The 20,820-nt window shown below is 73.9% G+C and carries 21 protein-coding genes; 14 read left to right on the plus strand and 7 right to left on the minus strand.

What is annotated here, in order from left to right; genetic code table 11:
* Positions 1 to 34: 34 nt before the first annotated feature.
* Positions 35 to 841, minus strand: coding sequence for a DUF3472 domain-containing protein (locus tag ACIRRS_RS01420; RefSeq protein WP_402963133.1), 807 nt, complete (start codon positions 839 to 841; stop codon positions 35 to 37).
* A gap of 443 nt (positions 842 to 1,284) precedes the next feature.
* Between ACIRRS_RS01420 and ACIRRS_RS01425 the strand changes: the two genes are divergently transcribed.
* The 5 genes from ACIRRS_RS01425 (at position 1,285) to ACIRRS_RS01445 (ending at position 6,881) form a co-directional block, all read left to right on the plus strand.
* Entirely contained in the window at positions 1,285 to 3,351 is a 2,067-nt protein-coding gene (locus tag ACIRRS_RS01425; RefSeq protein ID WP_402963136.1) for a hypothetical protein, read from the plus strand.
* 56 nt (positions 3,352 to 3,407) lie between these two features.
* The gene (locus ACIRRS_RS01430) at positions 3,408 to 4,031 is read left to right on the plus strand and encodes a hypothetical protein (protein ID WP_402963139.1); all 624 of its coding nucleotides are present in this window, start codon (positions 3,408 to 3,410) and stop codon (positions 4,029 to 4,031) included.
* Between the two features lie 213 nt (positions 4,032 to 4,244).
* On the plus strand, positions 4,245 to 5,432 hold the full coding sequence (locus ACIRRS_RS01435; RefSeq protein WP_402963142.1) for a cytochrome P450: 1,188 nt from the start codon (positions 4,245 to 4,247) through the stop codon (positions 5,430 to 5,432).
* A 199-nt stretch (positions 5,433 to 5,631) separates the two neighbouring features.
* A complete protein-coding gene (locus ACIRRS_RS01440; protein WP_402963145.1) occupies positions 5,632 to 6,120 on the plus strand; it encodes a GNAT family N-acetyltransferase in 489 nt (162 codons plus the stop codon).
* Positions 6,117 to 6,881 (plus strand): hypothetical protein, encoded by a 765-nt coding sequence (locus ACIRRS_RS01445; RefSeq protein ID WP_402963148.1) that lies wholly within the window; start codon positions 6,117 to 6,119, stop codon positions 6,879 to 6,881. Before ACIRRS_RS01440 ends, ACIRRS_RS01445 begins: the two co-directional genes overlap by 4 nt.
* On the opposite strand, the gene ACIRRS_RS01450 is transcribed toward ACIRRS_RS01445, so the two are convergent.
* Genes ACIRRS_RS01450 through ACIRRS_RS01460 form a run of 3 tightly spaced genes read right to left on the minus strand, consistent with a single transcriptional unit; the run spans position 6,852 to position 8,890 of the window.
* Positions 6,852 to 7,448 carry a hypothetical protein gene (locus ACIRRS_RS01450; protein ID WP_402963151.1) on the minus strand — a complete coding sequence of 199 codons (597 nt, stop codon included), beginning with the start codon at positions 7,446 to 7,448 and terminating at the stop codon, positions 6,852 to 6,854. The genes ACIRRS_RS01445 and ACIRRS_RS01450 overlap by 30 nt on opposite strands.
* Positions 7,449 to 7,458: 10 nt before the next feature.
* Complete coding sequence (locus ACIRRS_RS01455) at positions 7,459 to 7,962, minus strand: AAA family ATPase (RefSeq protein ID WP_402963154.1); 504 nt, start codon at positions 7,960 to 7,962, stop codon at positions 7,459 to 7,461.
* The gene (locus ACIRRS_RS01460; protein ID WP_402963157.1) at positions 7,955 to 8,890 is read right to left on the minus strand and encodes a LysR family transcriptional regulator; all 936 of its coding nucleotides are present in this window, start codon (positions 8,888 to 8,890) and stop codon (positions 7,955 to 7,957) included. Before ACIRRS_RS01460 ends, ACIRRS_RS01455 begins: the two co-directional genes overlap by 8 nt.
* Positions 8,891 to 9,011: 121 nt before the next feature.
* On the opposite strand from ACIRRS_RS01460, the gene ACIRRS_RS01465 reads away from it, so the two are divergent.
* From ACIRRS_RS01465 to ACIRRS_RS01475, 3 genes are all read left to right on the plus strand, one after another.
* The gene (locus ACIRRS_RS01465) at positions 9,012 to 9,725 is read left to right on the plus strand and encodes a class II aldolase/adducin family protein (RefSeq protein ID WP_402963160.1); all 714 of its coding nucleotides are present in this window, start codon (positions 9,012 to 9,014) and stop codon (positions 9,723 to 9,725) included.
* 302 nt (positions 9,726 to 10,027) lie between these two features.
* Complete coding sequence (locus tag ACIRRS_RS01470) at positions 10,028 to 10,528, plus strand: hypothetical protein (RefSeq protein ID WP_402963163.1); 501 nt, start codon at positions 10,028 to 10,030, stop codon at positions 10,526 to 10,528.
* Positions 10,529 to 10,644: 116 nt separating this feature from the next.
* A complete protein-coding gene (locus ACIRRS_RS01475; protein ID WP_402963166.1) occupies positions 10,645 to 11,313 on the plus strand; it encodes a response regulator in 669 nt (222 codons plus the stop codon).
* On the opposite strand, the gene ACIRRS_RS01480 is transcribed toward ACIRRS_RS01475, so the two are convergent.
* Complete coding sequence (locus ACIRRS_RS01480; RefSeq protein ID WP_402963169.1) at positions 11,310 to 12,581, minus strand: cation:proton antiporter; 1,272 nt, start codon at positions 12,579 to 12,581, stop codon at positions 11,310 to 11,312. The two genes, ACIRRS_RS01475 and ACIRRS_RS01480, sit on opposite strands and share 4 nt — an antisense overlap.
* A gap of 579 nt (positions 12,582 to 13,160) precedes the next feature.
* On the opposite strand from ACIRRS_RS01480, the gene ACIRRS_RS01485 reads away from it, so the two are divergent.
* From ACIRRS_RS01485 to ACIRRS_RS01500, 4 genes are all read left to right on the plus strand, one after another.
* Positions 13,161 to 14,267 carry a sensor histidine kinase gene (locus ACIRRS_RS01485; RefSeq protein ID WP_402963542.1) on the plus strand — a complete coding sequence of 369 codons (1,107 nt, stop codon included), beginning with the start codon at positions 13,161 to 13,163 and terminating at the stop codon, positions 14,265 to 14,267.
* A 117-nt stretch (positions 14,268 to 14,384) separates the two neighbouring features.
* Positions 14,385 to 15,620 (plus strand): DUF418 domain-containing protein, encoded by a 1,236-nt coding sequence (locus ACIRRS_RS01490; RefSeq protein ID WP_402963172.1) that lies wholly within the window; start codon positions 14,385 to 14,387, stop codon positions 15,618 to 15,620.
* Positions 15,621 to 15,757: 137 nt separating this feature from the next.
* Positions 15,758 to 16,315, plus strand: coding sequence for a hypothetical protein (locus ACIRRS_RS01495; RefSeq protein ID WP_402963175.1), 558 nt, complete (start codon positions 15,758 to 15,760; stop codon positions 16,313 to 16,315).
* 276 nt (positions 16,316 to 16,591) lie between these two features.
* Positions 16,592 to 17,854 (plus strand): SLC13 family permease, encoded by a 1,263-nt coding sequence (locus tag ACIRRS_RS01500; RefSeq protein ID WP_402963545.1) that lies wholly within the window; start codon positions 16,592 to 16,594, stop codon positions 17,852 to 17,854.
* A gap of 87 nt (positions 17,855 to 17,941) precedes the next feature.
* Here ACIRRS_RS01500 and ACIRRS_RS01505 read toward each other — a convergent pair whose 3' ends face one another.
* Positions 17,942 to 18,319, minus strand: a complete 378-nt coding sequence (locus ACIRRS_RS01505) for a hypothetical protein (RefSeq protein WP_402963178.1) — start codon at positions 18,317 to 18,319, stop codon at positions 17,942 to 17,944.
* 326 nt (positions 18,320 to 18,645) lie between these two features.
* On the opposite strand from ACIRRS_RS01505, the gene ACIRRS_RS01510 reads away from it, so the two are divergent.
* Positions 18,646 to 19,134, plus strand: a complete 489-nt coding sequence (locus tag ACIRRS_RS01510) for a universal stress protein (RefSeq protein ID WP_402963181.1) — start codon at positions 18,646 to 18,648, stop codon at positions 19,132 to 19,134.
* 10 nt (positions 19,135 to 19,144) lie between these two features.
* Here the strand turns inward: ACIRRS_RS01510 and ACIRRS_RS01515 are convergent, their stop codons facing one another.
* Positions 19,145 to 19,717: an SMI1/KNR4 family protein gene (locus ACIRRS_RS01515; protein ID WP_402963184.1), complete on the minus strand. Its 573-nt coding sequence runs from the start codon at positions 19,715 to 19,717 to the stop codon at positions 19,145 to 19,147.
* 156 nt (positions 19,718 to 19,873) lie between these two features.
* Between ACIRRS_RS01515 and ACIRRS_RS01520 the strand changes: the two genes are divergently transcribed.
* Positions 19,874 to 20,794: an NADP-dependent oxidoreductase gene (locus ACIRRS_RS01520; protein WP_402963187.1), complete on the plus strand. Its 921-nt coding sequence runs from the start codon at positions 19,874 to 19,876 to the stop codon at positions 20,792 to 20,794.
* The last annotated feature ends 26 nt before the right edge of the window (positions 20,795 to 20,820 follow it).

Below are 20,820 nucleotides of genomic sequence, written 5' to 3' on the forward strand. Positions count from 1 at the left end.
GGGACCGGCAGGGCCTCTCGCGTCGGACGTCCGCTCAGCCGGACGGGACGGTCGACACCACGGTGTAGCTCCCGGGGGCCGGTGTCGTCACCGTGTACTGCGACACGCCGCTGCAGGTGTAGATCCCATCGCCCGGCACGTCCGTGGCGGGGTGCGTGCCCGCGTGGAAGTTCACCGGACTGCCGTTGGCCGTGACTCCGGTGTAGGAGACGTTCACCGGGGGGATGTCGGCGCAGGTGCTGATGCCCGAGAACTTCTCGATGAACGCGTTCGCGTTGGGGGAGAACCCGGCGAAGTCCTGCGGCAGGCGCCAACTCCCGATGGTCCGCTCCTTCCCGCTCGTGAGGTCCTTGATCGTGCCGGTGTAGGTCACGGCGTCGGCGCTCTCGGACTTCCGCGTGGTGATGGTGTACTTCCGCCCGGCCGCGTAGTCCAGGTCGTCGATGGCGCAGGTGACCCCGGCCCCACCGTCGGCATCCCCGTGGCAGTTGGGGTTGTCGGGTGTCGCGTTGGAACCGAAGTAGGAGAACCGCACCCCGGCCTTCCCGTTCGGGTGCGGCTGGATTCCCGAGTAGTAGCCGTTGTTGTTCTTCCCCCACACGTAGTGGGCGTAGTAGATGGAGTCGGTGGCCAGCGGCGTGTCGACCTCGACCGTGTACGTGTACGTGTTGAAGTCCTCCGGGACGGTGTAGTTGAAGTCGATGAAGTGCTGAGGGGGGCTCGCGGGGATCGACCCCGGGCCGGCGGCCTGCGCGGTTCCCAGGGTGAGGGTGAGGGTGAACGCGGCGGCCAGCGCGGTGGCCGCGGCCAGGCGCACGTGACGGGGGGAACGGGTCTGCATGGTCTGGGTTCTCCGGTTCGCTCGGTAGGGGCCACGGACGCGGCGTGGCGATGCCATCGACGCTGCGGGAGTTCGCCCGGGCCCGGACGGTGCCGTCGATCGGGCCTGGGATCAGCGAACCCGGCCGGCCCTTCGACGCGCATCGCCCGCAACGATCCCCGGCGACCGCGCCCGGGACGACCCGCGACGGACCGTTCCATCCGGGCGGCGTAAGCGCGTTGCGTCGCGCGGGCGGGCTTCGGACGGAGGCGCCCGTGCCCGTCGGCCGTCCGCCGTTGGCGTGCCTCCGCAGTTCGTCTTCATGCGAACGGATCACCTCTCCGAGCGACCCGGATCGACCCCGCCATAGCCTCGGGACAGGTGCACGGCGCCGGCCGCGGCACGCGGCCGCTCAGCGCGATTCGCATCGATCACCCCTGCAATCGATCACCCCTGGAGACGACATGGCCGCGCCCGTGCGCGAAGCCTCGACCACCGATCCGGTCACCTTCCCGATCCACGAGCCCTTCACCGGTGGCACCACGGTCAACCCGAACTGGGTCCTCCGCGGCAACGCCCAGCTCACAGCAGGCCCCAACGGCAGCCTGCGGCTGACCTCCGACGAGAACAACAAGGCCGGAACGGCGCTGCTCGACCAGCCGTTCTCGTCCACGAACGACGTCAGCATCGAGTTCGACTACGCCTGCGAAGGAACCGACAGCGGCAACTTCGGCGACGGATTCTGCCTCTACCTGATCGACGGATCGAAGACCACGGACACCGGCGCCTACGGCGCGGCACTCGGGTACTCCAGCATGGGCATCCCCCAGAGCTCCGCGAAGCCGGGCGTCACCGCGGGCTACGTCGGCGTCGGCTTCGACAACTACGGCAACTACTCCGACGACCTCGCCGGCCCGAACGGGCCCGGCCGGAGGCCCGATTGGCTCGCGGTGCGCGGCTCCGGCGACAGGAACACGGGGTTCCGCTGGCTCAAAGGGGAGCACGTGTCTGGTGGTTTCAAGGCGACCTGGGCACAGGAGGCCCACGTACAGATCAACATCATCGACGAGAAGCTGACGGTCCGTCACCGTCGTGGCGGCGATGTCACGCTCGTCATCGACGAGTTCGACCTCGCCAACGCCTCGAACCAGGTGCCGATGCCCGCCACCTTCAAGCTCGGCCTCTCGGCCAGCACCGGCGGGGCCCGGGCCGCCCACTCGATCAGGAACCTCCACGTGGCGCTGCCCGCCGACATGCCGGTGCGGATGGACGGCCCGAAGGAGGTCAAGGCCGGAGCGAAGGTCTCCTACACGATCGCGGTGAGCAACAACGGCCCGAACGACGTGCCCGACGCGGAGGTCACCGGAACGATCCCCGCCGAGCTCACCGGCGTCACCGTCACGTGCGAGCCGAAGGGCGGCGCCACCTGCGGCGGCAGCTCCACCGGTGGCGGCCTGCACCAGTTCCTCGACCTCCCCAAGGGCGGCAGCGCGCTGATCACCGTGACCGGCACCGTCTCCTCCACGGCCGGGGGCGGCACCCTCGCCTGCACCGCCGAGGTCAAGTCCCCGACCCGCGCGAACACCTCCGCCCACCCGTCCGACCGGCTCGACGTCAAGGTGCTGCCCAAGCCGCCCGTGCCGGTCGGCGGCCAGGTCCCCGCCGACGACTCCACCTGGAGCCAGGGCGGCGACTCCCGCATCGTCTTCGTCACCGTGGACACCAGCGCGGCGAACTTCGAGAAGACCCCGGTCTACGTGGCCTCCGTCGCGGGCCAGAAGTTCGTGGCGAACCTCGGCGCCCCCGGGATCTACGGCACCTCGAACAAGCACTTCTCGGTCGGGCTGCGGTGGACGGACCAGGCGGACCTCAGCGTCGCGGACGCGAAGGCCAACGGGTTCCGGCTCCACTGGATCGCCTGCCCGCAGGACGCCGAGGGCGTGGCCAGTGGCCAGACCAGCCCGGACTCCTGGCGGCAGGCGCAGGACGACCCCCGGGTGGTCCTCGTCGACATCAGCACCAGCCACGCGGGCTTCACCGAGACGCCCGTCCACGTCGCCTCCGTCGTGGGCGACAAGCTGACGGCCAACCTCAGCACGGTCGCCATCCTCGACCGGAGCCGCGACGGCTTCACCGTCGGCATCCGCCTCAGCGACCAGAGCGATCTCAGCCCCGGGACCGCGAAGGCCAACGGGTTCCGGATCAACTGGATCGCCTGCCCCGCCGGCCTCGCGGGCCTCGTCAGCGGCCGGACGGATCCCGCCGCGTGGACGCAGGGCGAGGACACGGGAATCCTGTTCACCAAGGCCACGGCCGGGCAGGCGAACCTGCCGCAGAGCCCCGCCTTCGTCGCCTCCGTCGCGGGCGGCGCCAAGGTCGTCGAGCTGGGCTGTCCCGGGCTCTACGGCGCCACGAAGGCCGGCTTCACCGCGGGCGTCCGCCGCAGCGACCAAGCCGTGCTGCCGCCGAAGTTCGCGCAGGACAACGGCATCGCCGTGGACTGGATCGCCTGCCCGACCCCGTCCGCCTGACCCGTCCCTCCACCTCCGGACACCGGGCCGGGAAGCGCCCGGGAAGGGAACCGACCATGTCCAGGCGTCAACTCCGGCGCACCCTCTGCGTGACCGCGACGGCGATCGGATCGCTGGCCACCGCCACCACGTCCGCCGGCGCCGCCACCGCCCAGGAGATCGCGATCACCAATCCGGCGTTCCTCCAGCCCCGCGTCGGCCCCAACAACCTCCTCAACAACATCGGCCCGAACGACAACAGGATCACGGGCTGGCGCGTCCTCGGCGCCAACGTCGACATCTACGGCACCACGCGCGCCGAACTCACCGACGGCTACCAGGCCGTGGACCTCAACGGCAACAACACCGGCGGGATCGAGCAGGCCGTCTCCGTCCCCGCGATCGACGCCGGCCCCAAGACCTCGGTGACGATCGGGTTCCAGGCCAAGAACAACAACCACCCCGACTGCCCCAAGACCACCGAGCAGAAGTTCCACGTGCAGTTCGCCGAGGACCCGGGCGACCGGGTCAACTTCACCGTCCACACCGTCACCTCCCCCGGCCCGTACCGGACCTGGCAGCACGTGACGGCGCAGTTCAACGTCGTTCCCGGAGTCCGGCTGCTGCAGTTCGTCTCCGACAACGCCGGCTACTGCAGCGCGCTCGTCACCAAGGTCACGGCCTCCGCCACCCGACCCTAGGACGACCTCCGGGACCCGCCCGGCCGGTCCAGCACCTCCGCCACCGGCCGGCGCGGGCCGGCCGCGTCCCCGGGGGCGCCTCCGGCTCGGGCGAGGGGGCGCGCCCGTGGCCTCCGCGCCCCAGGGCGCCCCTCCCGATCCGCGCCGCGACGGGCAGCGGCGCGGGCACCTGGGTACCGGGGATCACGTACCGGACGCACTGGGGAGGCACGGATGACCGCACAGGACGACGCGACGCCGATCTCGATCTTCTACCGCCGCGACGGGCTGAACCCCGGCCCGGCCCTGCGCGAGGCCCAGCACGAGGAGCCCGTCCAGAAGGTCCGGGACTTCTGGCTGTACCGCACCGGCGAGTACTGGCTCGTCACCCGCCACGCCGACGTGCGCCGCGTCCTGGCCGACGAGGACACCTTCGCCATGCACGACCCCGACCGCGCCCCGATCCTGCCCGACGAGCTCCTCAACATGGACCCGCCGGAGCACACCCGGCTCCGCCACGTCCTGACCCCGGAGTTCACCGGGCGGCGCATCCGCGCCCTGGAGCCCATGATCCGCGCCCTCGTCGGCGAGCTGATCGACGCCATGGAGGCGCACGGCCCCACCGCCGACCTGATGGACGTCTTCGCCCTGCCCCTCCCCCTCGGCGTGATCTGCGGTCTCCTCGGCGTCCCCTCCCCCGACCAGGCCGCCTTCCACCGCTGGTCCCGCACCACGCTGGACCTCGGGCTCCCCCTCGACGACCGCCTCGCCGCCGGACGCGAGGCGCACGAGTACATCGCCTCCCTCGTCGCGGAGAAGCGCCGCGCCCCGGACGAGGGCATGATCGGGATGCTCGTACGGGAGCACGGCGGCGCGGTCTCGGACTCCGAACTCGTCGGCGTCGCCGAGCTGTTGCTGCTCGCCGGCCACGTCACCGTCTCCAACACCATCGGCCTGGCCGTCCTCGCCCTGCTCGCCCGCCCCGAGCAGGCCGACCTGCTGCGCAACGCCTCCCCGACCGACCCCCTGCTCGACACCGCCGTCGAGGAACTGCTGCGCCACCTCTCCGTCTCCAGCACCGCCCTGGCCCGAACGGCCGTACGCGACGCGGAGATCGGCGGCGTGGCCGTCAAGGCCGGTGAGCAGGTCGTCTGCCAACTCCCCGTCGCCAACCGCGATCCCGCCCTCGGCCCCGGCCTGGACCACCTCGACATCACCCGCAGGCCCGTCTCCCACCTGGCCTTCGGCCACGGCCCCCACCACTGCCTCGGCGCCCCGCTCGCCCGCACCGAACTCCGCCTCGCCCTCCCCGAACTCCTCCGCCGCCTCCCGGCCCTGGCCCTCGCCCACCCGGCCGAGCCCGCCCGCTACCTCGCCAACAGCGAGGTCTACGGCCTCCACGCCCTCCCGGTCACCTGGTGACCGCTCAGCCGCGGTAGCCGTCCGCCCTGGCCCGGCTGAAGTCGCCGGCCGCGAGCGCGCCGACCGGAATCGTGAAGTACAGCGTCCCGGCGTCTCCCCGGTGCGCCGGACCGGCCTCGAAACCCCTTGGACGGTACGGGGATTGCCTTGCTGCAATGGGAGACGACCGCTGGTGCGTGCAGGCGAAGGGATACGGGCGATGACCGAGATCAGGCTGCAGGTGTCCGTCCGCGACCTCACCCACGCGGACCTGCCGTCCTGCGGGTGGGCCGGGGACGCCCTGCACGTGCGCCAGCTCGCCGAGCAGTTGCGCCGGGCCGAGGCCGGGGAGATCGACTACCTGGCGGCCTGCACACCGGTCGGGCTGCCGGTGGCGGTCGGCGGGATCGACTACACCGCCAAGCCCGGCGCCGGCGAGATCTGGCAGCTCGGCGTCCACCCCGCGCTGCGGTCCTGCGGCATCGGCACCCTGCTGATCCGCGCCGCCGAGCAGCGGATCGTCGACCGGGGCCTGTACCGCGCCGAACTCGGCGTCGAGGAGGGCAACCCGCGCGCCCGCGCCCTCTACGAGCGCCTGGGCTACCGGGCGTACGGCAGCGCGCCGGACTCCTGGGACGTGGTGGCCGAGGACGGCTCGATCCGGCGCTACGAGACGATGTGCACAGCGATGCACAAGGACCTGGCGTGACACGGGACTTCGCGGATTTCGCCGCCTTCGTCGCCGACGTGACGGCCGACCCGGCCGTCCTCGGGCTCGTCCTCAAGGGCTCGCAGGCCCACGACGGCATGGCCACCCGCCACTCCGACCACGACCTCTACGTCCTCCTCGCCGACGACGCGGCGAGCGGCCTGGCCACACTCGACGGCCACCGCTCCGCGCGGCTCGACCTGGTCGTCACCACCCTCGACCGCCTCCGCCGCCCCGCCGACTGGGAGCGGTACGCGATCGCCCGCTCCCGGGTACTGCTCGACCGCAGCGGCGGGGAGGTCACCCGGATCGTCGCCTCGGCGGGGCTGCTCGACGCCGAGGAGGCCCGCCGGTCCGCCGCCGACCTGCTGGACGCCTACGCCAACGCGTTCTACCGCTCCGTCAAGAACCACCGCGACGGCGACCCCCTCGCCGGCCGCCTCGACGCGGCCGCCGCCATCGGCTTCCTGCTCGACCTGCTCTTCGCCCTCGACCGCCGACCGCGCCCCTACAACAAGTACCTGGCCTGGGAGTTGGACCGGTTCCCCCTGCCCGGCTGGGAGAGCGCCGCGCTGCTGGCGAGCGTCTCCGCGATCACCGCGACCGGCGAGGTGGCGCCCCAGCAGCAGCTGTTCGCCCGCGTCGAGGCGGCCGCCCGGGCCGCCGGTCACACGGCGGTGCTGGACGCCTGGGGCGAGGACCTCCTCCTGATGCGGCCCGACCCGGCGGGGCTACCGCGCCCAACGCCCCATGGCCGGTGAGGTGCCGATCAGGCACTCGACGGCGCGCGGAAAGCCGACCAGGGCGTAGGCCGTCAGACGCAGGTGGCCCTCCAGGCAGACCAGGTCGTCCTGCCGCTCGCCGACGAGGATGAGCGGCGGGAACCGCTCACCTCTACCGAGCGCGCGGGCCGCGTCGACGAACGGTTCGTTGGGCACGTCGAACGCCCGTAGCCCTGCCCCGATGCGTGCGGCCGCGTCCGTCGGCCGGCGGCTGCCGCCCGACAGCTCGACCCAGTAGGAGTAGTCGAGGTAGCGCGCGCCCGCCGCCTCGTCGGCGGACAGGATCGCCCTGCTCCAGGAGACGTGGGCGGGGAAGTTCTCGAACAGGTCGCGGTTCTCGCCGTACCCGCGCGTCGCCCCGAGCAGGGCGCGACGTGCGCGGTTCGCCCCGGCGTCGGAGAGGTCCGGACGCGTCAGCAACTGCTCCGCCTGCCCGGCCTCCGCCAGCCGGGACCGGAGGTTCCCGCCGAACCTCCGGCTGGCCAGCTCGCCGCCCAGGAAGCAGGCGACCATCTCGTCCTCGCTGATCATGCCCAGTACCTGCACGACCGTCAGCCTAGGACCGATCCCCCGACTCCACGGTCTCCTCGCCCTCGCCCTGCGGCGCCTCGAACCGCGCGATGAAGTCGTCCAGGGCCTCCGGCGTCACGATCAGCGCGTTCGCGTCGCCCCGCCGGTTGCGCTCGGCCAGCCTGCGCAGCAGTTCGTCCCGGCCGACGGGGAAGTACAGCAGCCGCCACCGACCGCCGGCCGACTCCACCAGTTCCTTCATCGCGTCGCGGTCCCCGCGCGGCCACAACCCGTGGTCCCACACCACGTCCCGCCCCTCGGAGACCAACTCGACCAGCCGGGAGCGCAGTTCGGCGACGACCGGAGCCTCCTTCCCGGCGTAGGAGTCCTCCGGGTAGTCGACGCCGTACCGGCCGTGCCGCTCGTGGACGACCTCGTCCACCGACAGCCGCACCGCGCCCCACGGCTCCAACTCCCGCTGGGCGTAGGTCGTCTTCCCCGAACCGGTCAGCCCGACGAGCAGGTACACGACCGGGCCGCTCTCAGCCACCGGCACCTCCCCCGAGCGGCTGACCCCCAGCCGCCTCGCGGATGCGGGTGAGCAGCCAGCGGTGGGCCGGGTCGTTCTCGCGGCGGGGGTGCCACAGCAGGCTGACGCGGAGCGGCTTCACCTCCAACGGCAAGGGGAACGTGGCTAGTTGGAGCTTGCCCGCCAGGCTCGCGGCAAGGGTGGCCGGGGCGATCCCGACCAGGTCGCCGGTGGCGATCAGGCGCAGCGCCGTCGTGAAGTCGGGCACGGAGGCCGCCACGACACGCCCGACGCCTTCGGCCTCCAGCCGCCTGTCGATCGCGGTGCGCAGCCGCCCGTGGCGGGAGACCACGACGTGCTCGCCCGCCGCGAACCGTGCCGCCGTGATCCCCCCGCCGCGTGTCAGCGGGTGGCCGGCGCGGACCACGCCGACGAGCGGCTCGCGGGCCAGTCCCTCGACGCGGAGGTCGGGTTCCTTGGGGGCGTTGACGCTGATCGCGGCGTCGGCGACGCCCTCCCGTACCGCCGCGCCCTCGTCGGCCACCCGCCCCGTGCCGAGGAAGCGCAGCTGGACGCAGGGCGCCTCGGCCCGTACGCGGGTCAGCAGGTCCGTGCCGTAGCAGGCGATCAGGTCCTCGGGGGCCAGGACGGTGAAGGCGCGGCGCAGTGTGGCCGCCGTGTCCTCCTCGGCCGGGCCGAGCAGGCTCTGCGCGTCCTCGACCAGGGCGCGCACCCGGGGGCGCAGCGCCAGCGCGTACGCGGTCGGCTTCATGCCCTGCCGGGAGCGCACCAGCAGGGGGTCGGCGAAGGCGGTGCGCAGCCGCCCGAGGGCCCGGCTGACGGCGGGCACCGACAGGTCCAGGCGACGGGCCGCCGCCGTGACGCTGCCCTCCTCCAGGACGGCGTCGAGGACGACGAGGAGGTTGAGGTCGAGGGAGGTCACTTTCACTTGGCGAAAGTAGCACTTGCGTTCTTTTCACTGGCCGCAACCTCTCGACCGCTCCTAGGGTCGGACACATCCCCGCAAGCACCAGCAGGCGCAGGCAAGCACCAGCAAGGAGCGCACATCCATGTCGGACGCAACGATCAACGACCCGGCCACCCTCGTCTCAGCGGGCAGCCGGGCCCTGGCCGCCGCCGGGCACGGCGACATGGTGTGGGGGCACCTGGCGGTCCGCGACGCGGACGGGCGCGGCGTCTGGATGAAGTCGGCGGGCTGGGGCCTGGAGGAGATCACGCCCGAGCGGGTCCTGCTCGTCTCCTGGACCGGCGAACTGCTGGAGGGGACCGGCCGGGTCCACCTCGAACACCACATCCACACCGGGATCATGTGGGCCCGGCCCGACGTCCACGTCAGCGTCCACACCCACTCCCCCACGGTCAACGCCTTCAGCGCACTCGGCGAACCGCTTCGCGCGCTCAGCCACGACGCCGTCGTCTTCGCCGAACACGGCCTCCCCCGCTTCACCGCCACCGACAACCTCGTCCGCACCCCCGACCTGGGCCGCGCCCTCGCCGCCGACCTCGGCCCCGCCCGCGCCTGCCTGATGCCCGCCCACGGCCTGGCGGCGGTCGGCCGCGACATCGCCCACGCGGTCATGTACGCGATCCTCCTCGAACGCGCCTGCCGCGCCCAGCTCACCGCCCGCGCGGCGGGCGAACTCCGCCACTGGACCGGCCACGAGGAGTGCCTGGAGAAGGACGAAGTCGCCTGGCCCGACAGCCAGATCGACGCTGGCTGGCGCTACTGGCAGCGCCGCGCCGCCCGCGATCTGCCCGCCTGACGCCGGGAGGCGATGTCGCACCTGGCACCATCTCGCGGCGTCCCGGTGAACTGCGGGTCCCGCATCGGACGGCACGCGGCGGCCCTGACCTCCGATTCGATCGTCAATTCCCTTTGCTGGAGCACCTGTTCGATCGCCCGTGGCGCGGCAGCCAACCAGCGTGGCGCGGACCTCGGGGTTGGCCGTGGCACGCGCGCACCCGTGCGTCAACCCCGCGCCCGAGATTCGGGCGGAATGCACCGATTCCCGTGGAGAAGCGGTAAGTTGACCGCTGCCGACCGACCTCGGGAAGGAACGCCAGCGTGACCATCGACAAGGTTGCCCTCAAGAGCGCGGTGAAGGCCGTCGCCGCCGCCGCGCACGCCGATGACCCGGCCGCGATGTACCAGGCAGTGATGCCGCCGGCGGGCGGGGAGACGCCTCCGGCCGAGGTGACCGCCTGGTTCGGGACGCTCCTCATCCAGCTGGCGCTCACCGCCGCGTCCGACTCGCCGCTGGAGCAGGGGTGCTGCCGGGAGGCCGTCTCGGAGTGGATCGGGCAGGTACTCGGCCCGCCGCCCACCCCGGCGCTGCTGCGCGCCCAGGACCCGGGGCGCATCGACCACGTCGCGGCGGTGAGCACGGCGGAGGCGTACTCCCAGTACCGCGAGTACGCCGTCGACCTGGTCCGGATCGGCCTGACCGACCCGAACGAGGCCCCGGACCCGCGCGGCGTGAGCGCCCACTGCACGGTGACGAACGAGAAGACGACCCGGATCACCGTGATGGCGATGCTCGGACGCCTGGCCGCCGCCCCGGTGTGACACGGGCCCGCCCTCGCCAAGTCCCGCCCGCCCGGGCCGCCCCGGTGGGCGCCCAGGCGGGCGGGCGGGGGATCATGGACCGGTACGACGGAGGCTGGCGACGCGGCGGAGGATGCATGGTCCGGGTAGTGGTGGTGGACGACGAGGCCCTGATCAGGTCGGGCTTCAGCATGATCCTCAACGCGGCGGACGGCATCGAGGTGGTCGCGACCGCCGCCGGAGGGCAGGCCGTCGCCACCGTCCGCGAGCACCGGCCGGACGTCGTGCTCCTCGACATCCGGATGCCGGACGTGGACGGGCTCAGCGTGCTGCGCGAGCTGGTCGCGCTGCCGCAGCCGCCGGCGGTGGCGATGCTGACCACCTTCGACACGGACGAGTACATCCTGACGGCGCTGAACTCCGGGGCCTGCGGCTTCCTGCTCAAGGACACCGAGCCCGAACAGCTCGCCCCGCTGGTGCGCACCCTGGCGGCGGGCGGGGTCGTCCTGTCGCCCAAGGCCTCGCAGAGCCTGCTGCGCGACCACCCCGGCTCCCGGGCGGAGGCGCCCGACCCGCAGGCCGGGCGGGTCGACCGGCTCAGCGACCGGGAGCGGGAGGTGCTGGTCCTGATCGCCGAGGGGCTCTCCAACGCCGACATCGGCGCGCGGATGCACCTGGGGACGGGCACGGTGAAGGACCACGTCAGCGCGATCCTGACCAAGCTGCGGGTCGGCGGGAGGGTCCAGGCCGCGCTGCTCGCCCAGCGCGCGGGCCTGCTGGCCGACGGGCCGGAGCGGCGACCCTAGCGCTGCGCGTCCGCCCCCGTCTCCGTCTCCGTGTTCGTACGTGCCCGGGGTGAGCCCCGCAGGACGCGGGCGATGGCCAGCGAGCCGCCGCCGTGCAGCAGGATGCTGCCGAGCACGACGAGCACCATCGAGTCCAGCGCGCTGTTGGCCGCCGGCCCGTCCGGGAGGGCGTTGAAGGCCAGCAGGCCGAACACGATCGAGGTGGTGCCACGCGGCCCGAGCGCGGCGATCATGAGCCGCTCGCGCCTGCTCAGCGGGGAGCCGAGCAGGGACAGCAGGACGGGCCCGATCCGCAGCACGGTGAGCGCCGCCGTACACAGCAGGAGCACCGACCAGTCCAGGCCGACGACGAAGGTGAGCACCACCGCGTTGCCGAAGAAGAACCACATGACCATGGTCATGAGGGCGCTGGTGTCCTCGATCAGCTGGAACTCCGACCCCGAGTGCTCCGCCGCACCGTGGCGCTGCGGCGCCTGCCGCACGTAGCGGAAGGCGACACCGGCGACGAACGAGGCGACGAAGCCGTTGCCGTGCATCTCCGTCGTCGAGGTGTAGACCAGCAGCGGGACGACCAGCACCGTGATGCGCCCCGACTGGGCGGTCATCCAGTCCGCCCGCTGGGCGAGGTTCATCAGCCAGGCGAGCAGGGCGCCGATCAGGGCCCCGGCCACCAGCGCCTTCACCGCGAACGGCACGGTGGTCGCCAGCGCCTCCGCCGGTGTGCGCTTCTCGCTCGTCGACCCGGCCAGCACCAGGGCGAACAGGAACAGCGGCGACACGATGCCGTCGTTGTAGCCGCTCTCCACGTTGAGCACGCTGCGCACCCGCACCGGGATGCGTCGGTCCCGTACGAGGATCTCGGCCGGGGCGAAGTCGGTGGGGATCACCACGCAGGCGATCAGCAGCAGGGCGGCGACCGGCAGTTCGGGCAGCAGCGCCCCGCCGAGCAGGACCGTCGCGCCGAGGCTCAGCGGCAGGGCGACCAGCAGCACCCGCGCCGCCGCACCGGGGAAGCGGCCGAACAGGCGCCCGCCGCGCAGTTCGGTGGCATCCACGAAGAGGAGCACGGCCAGGATGATCTCCGCCACCCGCTGGGCGACCTCGGAGTTCAGGGCGACGGCGATCTGGCTGTGGGTGAACAGGCCGGTGACGACGCCCGCGAGCACCAGCACCAGCGGCGCGCGCACGTGCCGGCGCTCCAGCCTCCCGGCGACGAGCGACCAGGCCGCCGCCACCGCGGTGATCACGATCAGGACAGGGATCAGCAAGAGGACTTCCGCTTCCGACGCTTCCGACGCTTCCGAACAGCGACAGGGGACACCTCCCTGGGCGGTGAGGTGTCCCCGGGGGGCTCCAGTAGATGCCGGGTACGGCCCGGGCGGGCGCAGGCCGGCGGTGCGCCACCGCGTGTCGCAGTGCATCGTGTCCATCCAACCCCACCCGTCTCCCCCCGTCACTCCCCCGATCGTCGGGACCGCCCCCGCCGACCGGACGATGCGCCTCCGGTCTCCGCCGGGTACAGCCACGCACGGCCTCCGGCCCCGACGCCGCCCCTGCCGACCGGATGAGGACACCCCGCCGGGTGGCGGGAGCCGCCGTCCGACCTGCGCTCCGGCAGCGGCGAGGCCTTAGGGTCGGCTGCGACGAACCTGCCGGAGGCGGTCGCGGCACGGGCCGCGGCCGCTCCGGGGCCGAGGGGGCGGGGGTCGGAACGGAGCGAAGGCGAGGCGGCGCGGATGAGCAGGGAGGCGGTGACCCGGCGGGGACCGGTGACGGACCGCGAGGCACCCGACGGAGCCGGGCCCCGGACGGAGGCCGCGGGCCGGGCCCGCGCGCTGTGGACCAGGGTGCCCGCGCCCGTCGTGGACGCCGCCCTGGTCGCGGCGGCGGGCGTGGACGCCTGGCTGAACCTCACGGAGGACGCGACCCCCTTCGACGTGGTCGTGGCCACGCTCGGCTGCGCCGTCCTGGCGCTGCGGCGGCGGTACCCGCTCGGCGTCCTGCTGCTCACCCTGCCGCTCGCCCTGACCCAGGACGACATCGCGCTCGCCCCCCTCGTCGCGCTGTTCACCCTCGCCGAGAACTCCCGCAACCGCCGCCTGCTGACGGCCTGCGCCGCCCTCACCGCGCTCGCGCTCGCCAGCAGCGTCCCCTGGCTCTTCGGCGGCCTCTTCGAGGTCACCCGGACCGTCACCCTGGTCACCTTCCTGTACGGCCTGGCCACCGCGGCCGCCGCTGTCCTGTTCGGGCAACTCCTCCAGACCCGCAGGGACCTGGAGCACCAGATGGCCGAGACGGAGGAGGCCAGGGAGCACGAGCGGCTCCTGCACGCCCAGGCCGTGCTCGCCCGCGAACGCGCCCAGCTCGCCCGCGAGATGCACGACGTGGTCTCCCACCAGGTCAGCCTGATCGCCGTGCACGCCGGGGCGCTCCAGGTCTCCTCCCAGGACGCGGACGCCCGCGAGGCCGCCCGCACCATCCGCACCCTGAGCGTCACCACGCTCGACGAACTGCGCACCATGGTCCGGCTGTTGCGCGCCTCCGGCGGCCGCGACACCGAACTCACCCCGCAGCCCACCCTCGCCGACCTGCGGCGGCTCGTGGACTCCAGCGGCATCGAGACCCGGCTGACCGGCGGACTGCCCGCCGCCCTCGGTGCCTCCGCCCAGCGGGCCGTGTACCGGACCGTCCAGGAGGCGCTGACCAACGCCCGCAAGCACGCCCCCGGCGCCACCGCCACCGTCGAACTCTGGCAGGACGGCGCCGAGGTCGGGGTGACCGTCACCAACAGCGCCGCCGCCCGCCCCTCCCTGGCGCTACCCGGCTCCCAACAGGGCCTGATCGGCCTGCGGGAGCGCGCGGAGATCCTGCACGGCACCCTCGACTCCGGCCCGACCGCCGACGGCGGCTACCGGATCGGCCTGCGCATCCCGCTCAGCACCGACGGCGGGTGAGCCGGACCGCCCCCGCCGACGCAGGCGGTCGGCGGGGGCGGTCCGGCCGACCGGCGGGGGCCGCACGGAAGGGCGCCGGATGGTCCACGGGGCCCGTCGGCGGCGAGATTTGACGGCATGACACAGACCGATCCCGTCCAGGCCCCGCCCTCACCGAGCGCGTCGCCCCGGCCCGGCCCCTCGGCGTCCGCCTCGCCCGCGTCACCCGCCTCGACCGGCCGGCTGGTCGGGGTGGACCTGGCCCGCGCGCTGGCCGTGTTCGGCATGTTCGCCGTGCACATCGGTCCGCAGCCGGGCGCCGTGGGGGGCGTCGGCGGCTGGCTGCTCCGGCTCTCCGAGGGGCGCGCGTCGGTGCTCTTCGCGACCCTCGCCGGGTTCTCGCTGATGCTGATCGCCGGGCGGCGCGAGCCCAGGACCGGCCTCGACGGCCGTCGGGTGAAGATCCGGATCGCGATCCGCGCCCTCGTCCTCTTCGCGATCGGCACCGCGCTCTCGGCGGCCGGGGCCGGCGCCATGGTGATCCTCGCCTACTACGGCGTGTACTTCCTGCTGGCCCTGCCCCTGCTCCGGCTCCAGACACGGACGCTCGCGATCCTCGCGGCCGTGCTCGCCGTCGTCACCCCGCTCCTCCAGTTCGCCCTCACGACGTGGGTGGTCGGCCCCGTCGAGGCGACCGTCAACGCCAACGACCCGCTCAAGCAGCTCGGCGACGTCGGCGTCCTCGACCTCCTGGTCACCGGGTACTACCCGACCGTCACCTGGATGACCTTCGTGGTCACCGGCATGGCGCTGGGCCGCCTCGACCTGTCCGCCGTCGGCGTGCAGCGCCGGCTCGCCGGGCTGGGCGCGGCGTTGATCGCCTTCGGGTACGGCGTGCCGTACCTGCTGACCAGGCTCTCCGGACGCCTCCACGAGGTGGCACAACTGCCCTGGGGGCGTGCGGCCGAGGGCGGCGGCTCCGGCAAGGCGGCCCTGGAGGCGGCCGGTGACACCGACGGCTGGATGCTGCTGCTGGCGCAGCCGCACAGCGGATCGACCTTCGACATGGCCGGGAGCCTGGGGGTCGCGTTCACCGTCCTGGTCGGCGCGACCGTCGCGCTGGCCCGACTGCCGTGGCTGCGGCGGCTGCTGGCCCCGGTCGTCGCCGTGGGCACCATGTCGCTGACGGCGTACGTCGGCCACTTCGTCGCCTCCACGGCCCTGGGCGTGCCGCTCGGCGAGGACATCGTCTCCGCCGCACCGCTGCTCTGCTTCATCGCCGGTGCCGTCCTGTTCGCCGCGCTCTGGTCCCGTTTCTTCCGCCGCGGGCCGCTGGAGCACCTCGTCCACCTCGCCACCAGGGCGGCCAGGTGACCGCGACGGCCTGCCACTCGAACCACACGTGATCTCCGCAGAAGCCTCGCTCGGCCCCGGTAGGCGACCGGGGCCGCTCTGCGTAGGCTCGAAGATCATCCGCCGCCGCAGGCACGCGAGCCCCCACGGAAGACCCCATGAGCTACTGCACGTTCTGCCAACGGCGTCTCAACGGCGCGTTCTCCTGCCCCGGTTGCGGGCGCCCCAAGGAGGAGCTCCCCGAGCGGGAGCCCGAACGCCCGGCCACGGACCCGCCCACCGCGACCCCCGTACCACGCCGGGCCCGGCAGCGTACGACCCGACGTCGCGGCGCCCCGATCGCCCTGGCAGCGCTCGGCATCGTGGCGGGCGGCCTGGCCAGCGCGGTCATGGCCTTCGGCCAGGACGACGGAACACCGCCCCCTCTCCCGCCCGAGGCAACATCGGCGGCCCCGCTCCCCACCCGGGGACCCACCGGCACCCCCACGACGGCGACGGCCGTACCGGTCACGGCGAGCCCCTCGGCGCAGCCGTCGGCCACCGGCGCCCGGCCCTCGCCGTCCAGGACGGCCGCCACCCCGCCACGCCCGTCCGCCCCGACCGAGACCACCGCCCCACAACCCCCGCCCCCGGCCCAGCCCACCCACCAGCCACCCGGACCGGGCACCCCGACGGCGGCGCCGACGTGCACGAAGTTCATCGTGTGGTGCGTGTGACAGCACGGGGCGGGAGCGCCTCCGCAACGTCGGTCGGATGTACGTGCGGGAGCGGCGACCGCCAGGGTCGTACGCCGGAAGCCGACGCTCGGCGGCCGCCTGCCCCGGGCCGAACGGGGCAGCGGGCAGTACCGCACCCTCCCCGGCCTGCACTCCCGTGCCGACGCCGACCGCGCCGACGCAGACCGCGCCGACCCGACCGGTAGATTCCTCCCGGCCCACCTGTGGACTTCCGGCGCGGGCGGGTGGTCACCGGCGCCTGCGAGGAGCAAGACCCTGAGTACGTCGTTCGCCGAAGCCCTGTCCATCGGGCTGCTGGTCCTCGTCCTGGTGTGCGCGGTGGCCCGGCCGTGGGGCCGGCCGGAGGCGGTGGTCGCCGTCCCGGCGGCCGGGCTGGCGGTGGCCGTCGGGGCGATCTCCTGGGACCACGCGGTGGCCGAGGCGCAGCGGCTCGGGCCGGTGATCGGGTTCCTGGCCGCCGTGCTGGTGCTGGCGCAACTGTGCGACGACGAGGGCCTGTTCCGCGCCTGCGGGGCGTGGATGGCGCGGACCTCGGCCGGGAGCCCCCGGCGGCTGCTGGTGCAGGTGTTCGCGATCGCGTCGCTCGTCACGGCGGTGCTCAGCCTGGACGCCACCGTGGTGCTGCTGACGCCCGTCGTGTTCGTGACCGCGGCCCAGCTCGGCGCGCGCCCCAAGCCGCACCTGTACGCCTGCACGCACCTGTCGAACACCGCCTCGCTGCTGCTGCCGGTCTCCAACCTCACCAACCTGCTGGCCTTCACCGCCAGCGGGCTGAGCTTCACCCGCTTCGCCGCCCTGATGACGCTGCCGTGGCTCGCGGCGATCGCCGTCGAGTACGCGGTGCTGCGCCGGTTCTTCGCCGCCGAGCTGGACGCGGGCGCCCCCGCCCCGGCCGCGACGGACGCGCCGGAGCTGCCGCTGTTCGCGCTCGTCACCGTCGCGGGCACGCTGGCCGGCTTCGTGCTGACCTCGGTCCTCGGCGTCGACCCGGCCTGGGCGGCGGCCTGCGGCGCGCTCGTGCTCGCCGTCCGGGCCCTCGTCCGGCGCCGCGCCACCCCGGTGACGATCCTGCGCTCGGCCGCCGTGCCGTTCCTGGCCTTCGTCCTCGCGCTCGGCGTCGTGGTGCGGGCCGTGGTGGACAACGGGCTGGCCTCCGCGCTCGGCCACCTCGTCCCGTACGGCACCTCGCTGCCGGCCCTGCTCGGCGTCGCGGCGCTGGCGGCCGTCCTGGCGAACGTCATCAACAACCTGCCCGCGACCCTCGTCCTGCTGCCGCTGGCCGTCCCCTCCGGCGCGGGCGCCGTCCTGGCCGTGCTGCTCGGGGTGAACATCGGCCCCAACCTGACCTACGCCGGTTCGCTGGCCACGCTCCTGTGGCGGCGGATCGTCCGGGAGCACGACACGGACATCGGCCTGGGCGAGTTCACCCGGCTCGGGCTGCTCGTCGTGCCCGCCGCGCTGGCAGCGGCCGTGGTGGCGCTGTGGGGGTCCCTGCGCGTCGTCGGAATCGGAGGCTGACCGCGCGACCGTCCCGTCCGGGCCGTGGTCTTCGATGCCGAACCTCCCGCCACGGGCGGGAGGTTCGGGCCGGCTCACCGGTTCCGGTCAGGCGTACACCTTCACGGAGTTCGTGGACGTGAGGCTGGTCCACAGGCCCGTCGAACAGTTGTTGGAGGTGAGGTTCCAGGCGATGCTCCCCGTGCCGTTCCAGCCCGTGAGTCCCATGACGCCCGCGCCGCCCGTCTGGCAGTTCCTCACGGTGTAGTCGCCGATGAGGTTCTGCACGTTGTAGGTCCCGTAGTTGTAGAACCTGTACACCATCGGGTGGTTGCTGCTGCCGTCCCAGACGTCGCCCTGGTAGATGCAGACGTAACCGTCGCCGCACACGTCGGTGGCCGATGCGGCGGGCGCGATCGCGACCGACGCGCCCAGCAGCAGCGGGACGGCGGCGGCCAGCGTGGCGATCTTCTTGCGGATGTTCATGGGAACGTCCTTCCGTGTCGTGTACGACTCGGTGTGGTTGGGGTGGTGGAGCCGGTCATCAGGTGCTCACGCAAAGGGTCGTGCGCCGGGCGCGGCCCGGCACGTCTCCGGCTCCGTTCGCCATCCTGGGTCGGGCCCCCGGGCCGGGCAAGGGATCAACCGGTGGACGGGACGTCCCCGGGACGGCGTGCCCCCTGACCTGCTGGGACGCCCCGTTGGGATGTCGGTGGGACGTGAGGGGACCACCAGGCTCGTCGTGCCCGCCGCGCCGGCGGCGGCCGTGGTGGCACTGTGGGGGTCCCCGCACGTCATCGGAGGCTGACCGCGTGACCGTCCTCGTCTGGATCACCGAAGGCACCTGGCCCGCCTGCGTGGACGCCGCCCGCGCCCACGCGCCCGGGGAGGCGGAGATCGTCCTGCTGCACGTCAGCGGCCAGGAGCTCCCCGGCGTCGCGCACGGCGCGTTCGCGGGGCTCCTCGGCCGCGGCCACCGGGACCGTGATCCCGGCACCCGGGTGGAGGCCCTCGCGGCGGACTCCGCCCGGCGCCTCCTCGACGCCGCCGCCGAGCGCCTCGGGCGGCCCTGCGCCCGGCTGGAGCGCACCGGGCGGGTGGAGCGCGAGGTCGTCACGGCGGCCGAGGGCGCGGCCCTGCTCGTCCTCGCCCGCGACGGCGACCGCACCCGCCTCGGCCCGCACAGCCTCGGCCCGGCCACCCGCTTCGTCGTCGACCACGCCCCCTGCCCGGTCCTCCTCGTCCGGCCGGAACCGCCGCCGGGCACCGCGACGATCCCTCCCCCGCCCGAGGGGCGGTAGCGCCGCCACCTCACCAGGCGCGGCACCCGGGCCGGACCACGGGCAGCCCCCACGGCTCCGGCGCGCCGCCGACCAGGTCGGCGAGGAACTGCACCAGCCCGCCGGCGTAGTGCCACCAGGCGCCGTTGCGCGAGGCGACCGTGACGGTCCACTCCTGCGGGCCCGCCGGGCTGGTGGTCCACAGGAAGAAGTCGCCCTGGTTCGACCCGCCCCAGGGGAGCAGGCCGCCCGGGGCGGGGTACGGGTGCAGCGGGACGACGGGGTCGCTGTCCTCGCACCACTCCATGACGGTCTCCAGGTCCTCCTGCTGTCCCTGCGGCCAGTCCCGTTCGCGCCCGGGCACCGGGCGGTGGACGGAGAGGAAGTCGCCGAGCACGAAGACGGGGTAGAGCTCGCAGAGCCGCTTGTAGTCGGCCGGCAGGGGGGCTCCCAGCGCGGCTTCGAGGGCCGGCCAGTCGAAGGCCTGCGGCGCCGCGCGGCGCAGCGAGCGGAAGCCGGGGACGGCCCGCTCGAGTTCCGCGATCGCCTCGTCGGCGTCGGTCAGGCGGCGGTGCGGTCGCTGGGTTCCGATGAGCTCGTCCACCGATGCAGGCTGTCACGGCGGCACCGCCGCCCGGCGCCGGGTCGGCCCCGGGTGGGCCCCGGGTGGGCCCGGATGCCGGGCACCGCCTCCCGGCATAGCGTGGCCAGCGGCGCCCGTCGGCCCGACGGCGGGCCTCGGCACCCCCGGAGGTCGGTCATGCGCGCGGTGACCTACGACGCGTACGCCCAGGACAACTCCCGCCTGCGCTACGGCGAGGTGCCCGATCCGAAGGTGGGCCCCGGCCAGGTGCTGATCCAGGTCAGGGCGGCCTCCGTCAACCCGGTCGACTGGAAGGTCATGGCGGGCGGGCTGGACGGCATGATGGACGCGGTCTTCCCCGTCGTCCCCGGCTGGGACGTGGCCGGCGTGGTCACCCGCGTCGGCCCGGACACCCCCGAGTTCTCGCCGGGGGACGAGGTGATGGCCTACGCCCGCAAGGACGTCGTCGAGGCCGGCACCTTCGCGGAGTACGTCGCCGTCTCCGCCCCCGCCGTGGCGCTCAAGCCCGCCGCGCTCGACTGGGCGCAGGCCGCCGGGCTGCCGCTGGCCGGATTGACCGCGCTGCGCAGCCTGGAGCGGCTCGGCGTCGGCGCCCAGGACGTGCTGCTGGTGCACGGCGCGGCCGGCGGCGTCGGCAGCCTCGCCGTCCAGTTGGGCCGCGACCGCGGGGCGCGGGTGATCGGCACCGCCTCGGAGCGCAACCACGCGTTCGTGCGCGGGCTGGGCGCCGAACCGGTGACGTACGGGGACGGCCTGGCCGAGCGGGTGCGCGCGCTGGCGCCCGCAGGGGTGTCCGCCGTGGCGGACTTCGTCGGCGGCCAGCTGGACGCGACGCTGGCCGTGCTCGCCGACGGCGGCCGGCACGTCTCCGTCGCCGATCCGGCGGTGACGCAGCACGGCGGCCACTGGATCTGGGTCCGCCCGGACGGGGCGCGGCTCGCCGAACTGGCGGCGGCGGCCGACCGGGGCGCGCTGACCGTGGAGGTCGCCCGGACGTTCCCCCTGGAGCTGACCGGGGAGGCCTTCGACGCCAGCCGAACCGGCCACACGCGCGGGAAGCTCGTCGTCGTGCCCTGACCTTCCGGGCGGTTTCCCCCGGAGGC

It is taken from the genome of Kitasatospora sp. NPDC101183, from assembly GCF_044767945.1.
Classification (GTDB): Bacteria; Actinomycetota; Actinomycetes; order Streptomycetales; family Streptomycetaceae; genus Kitasatospora.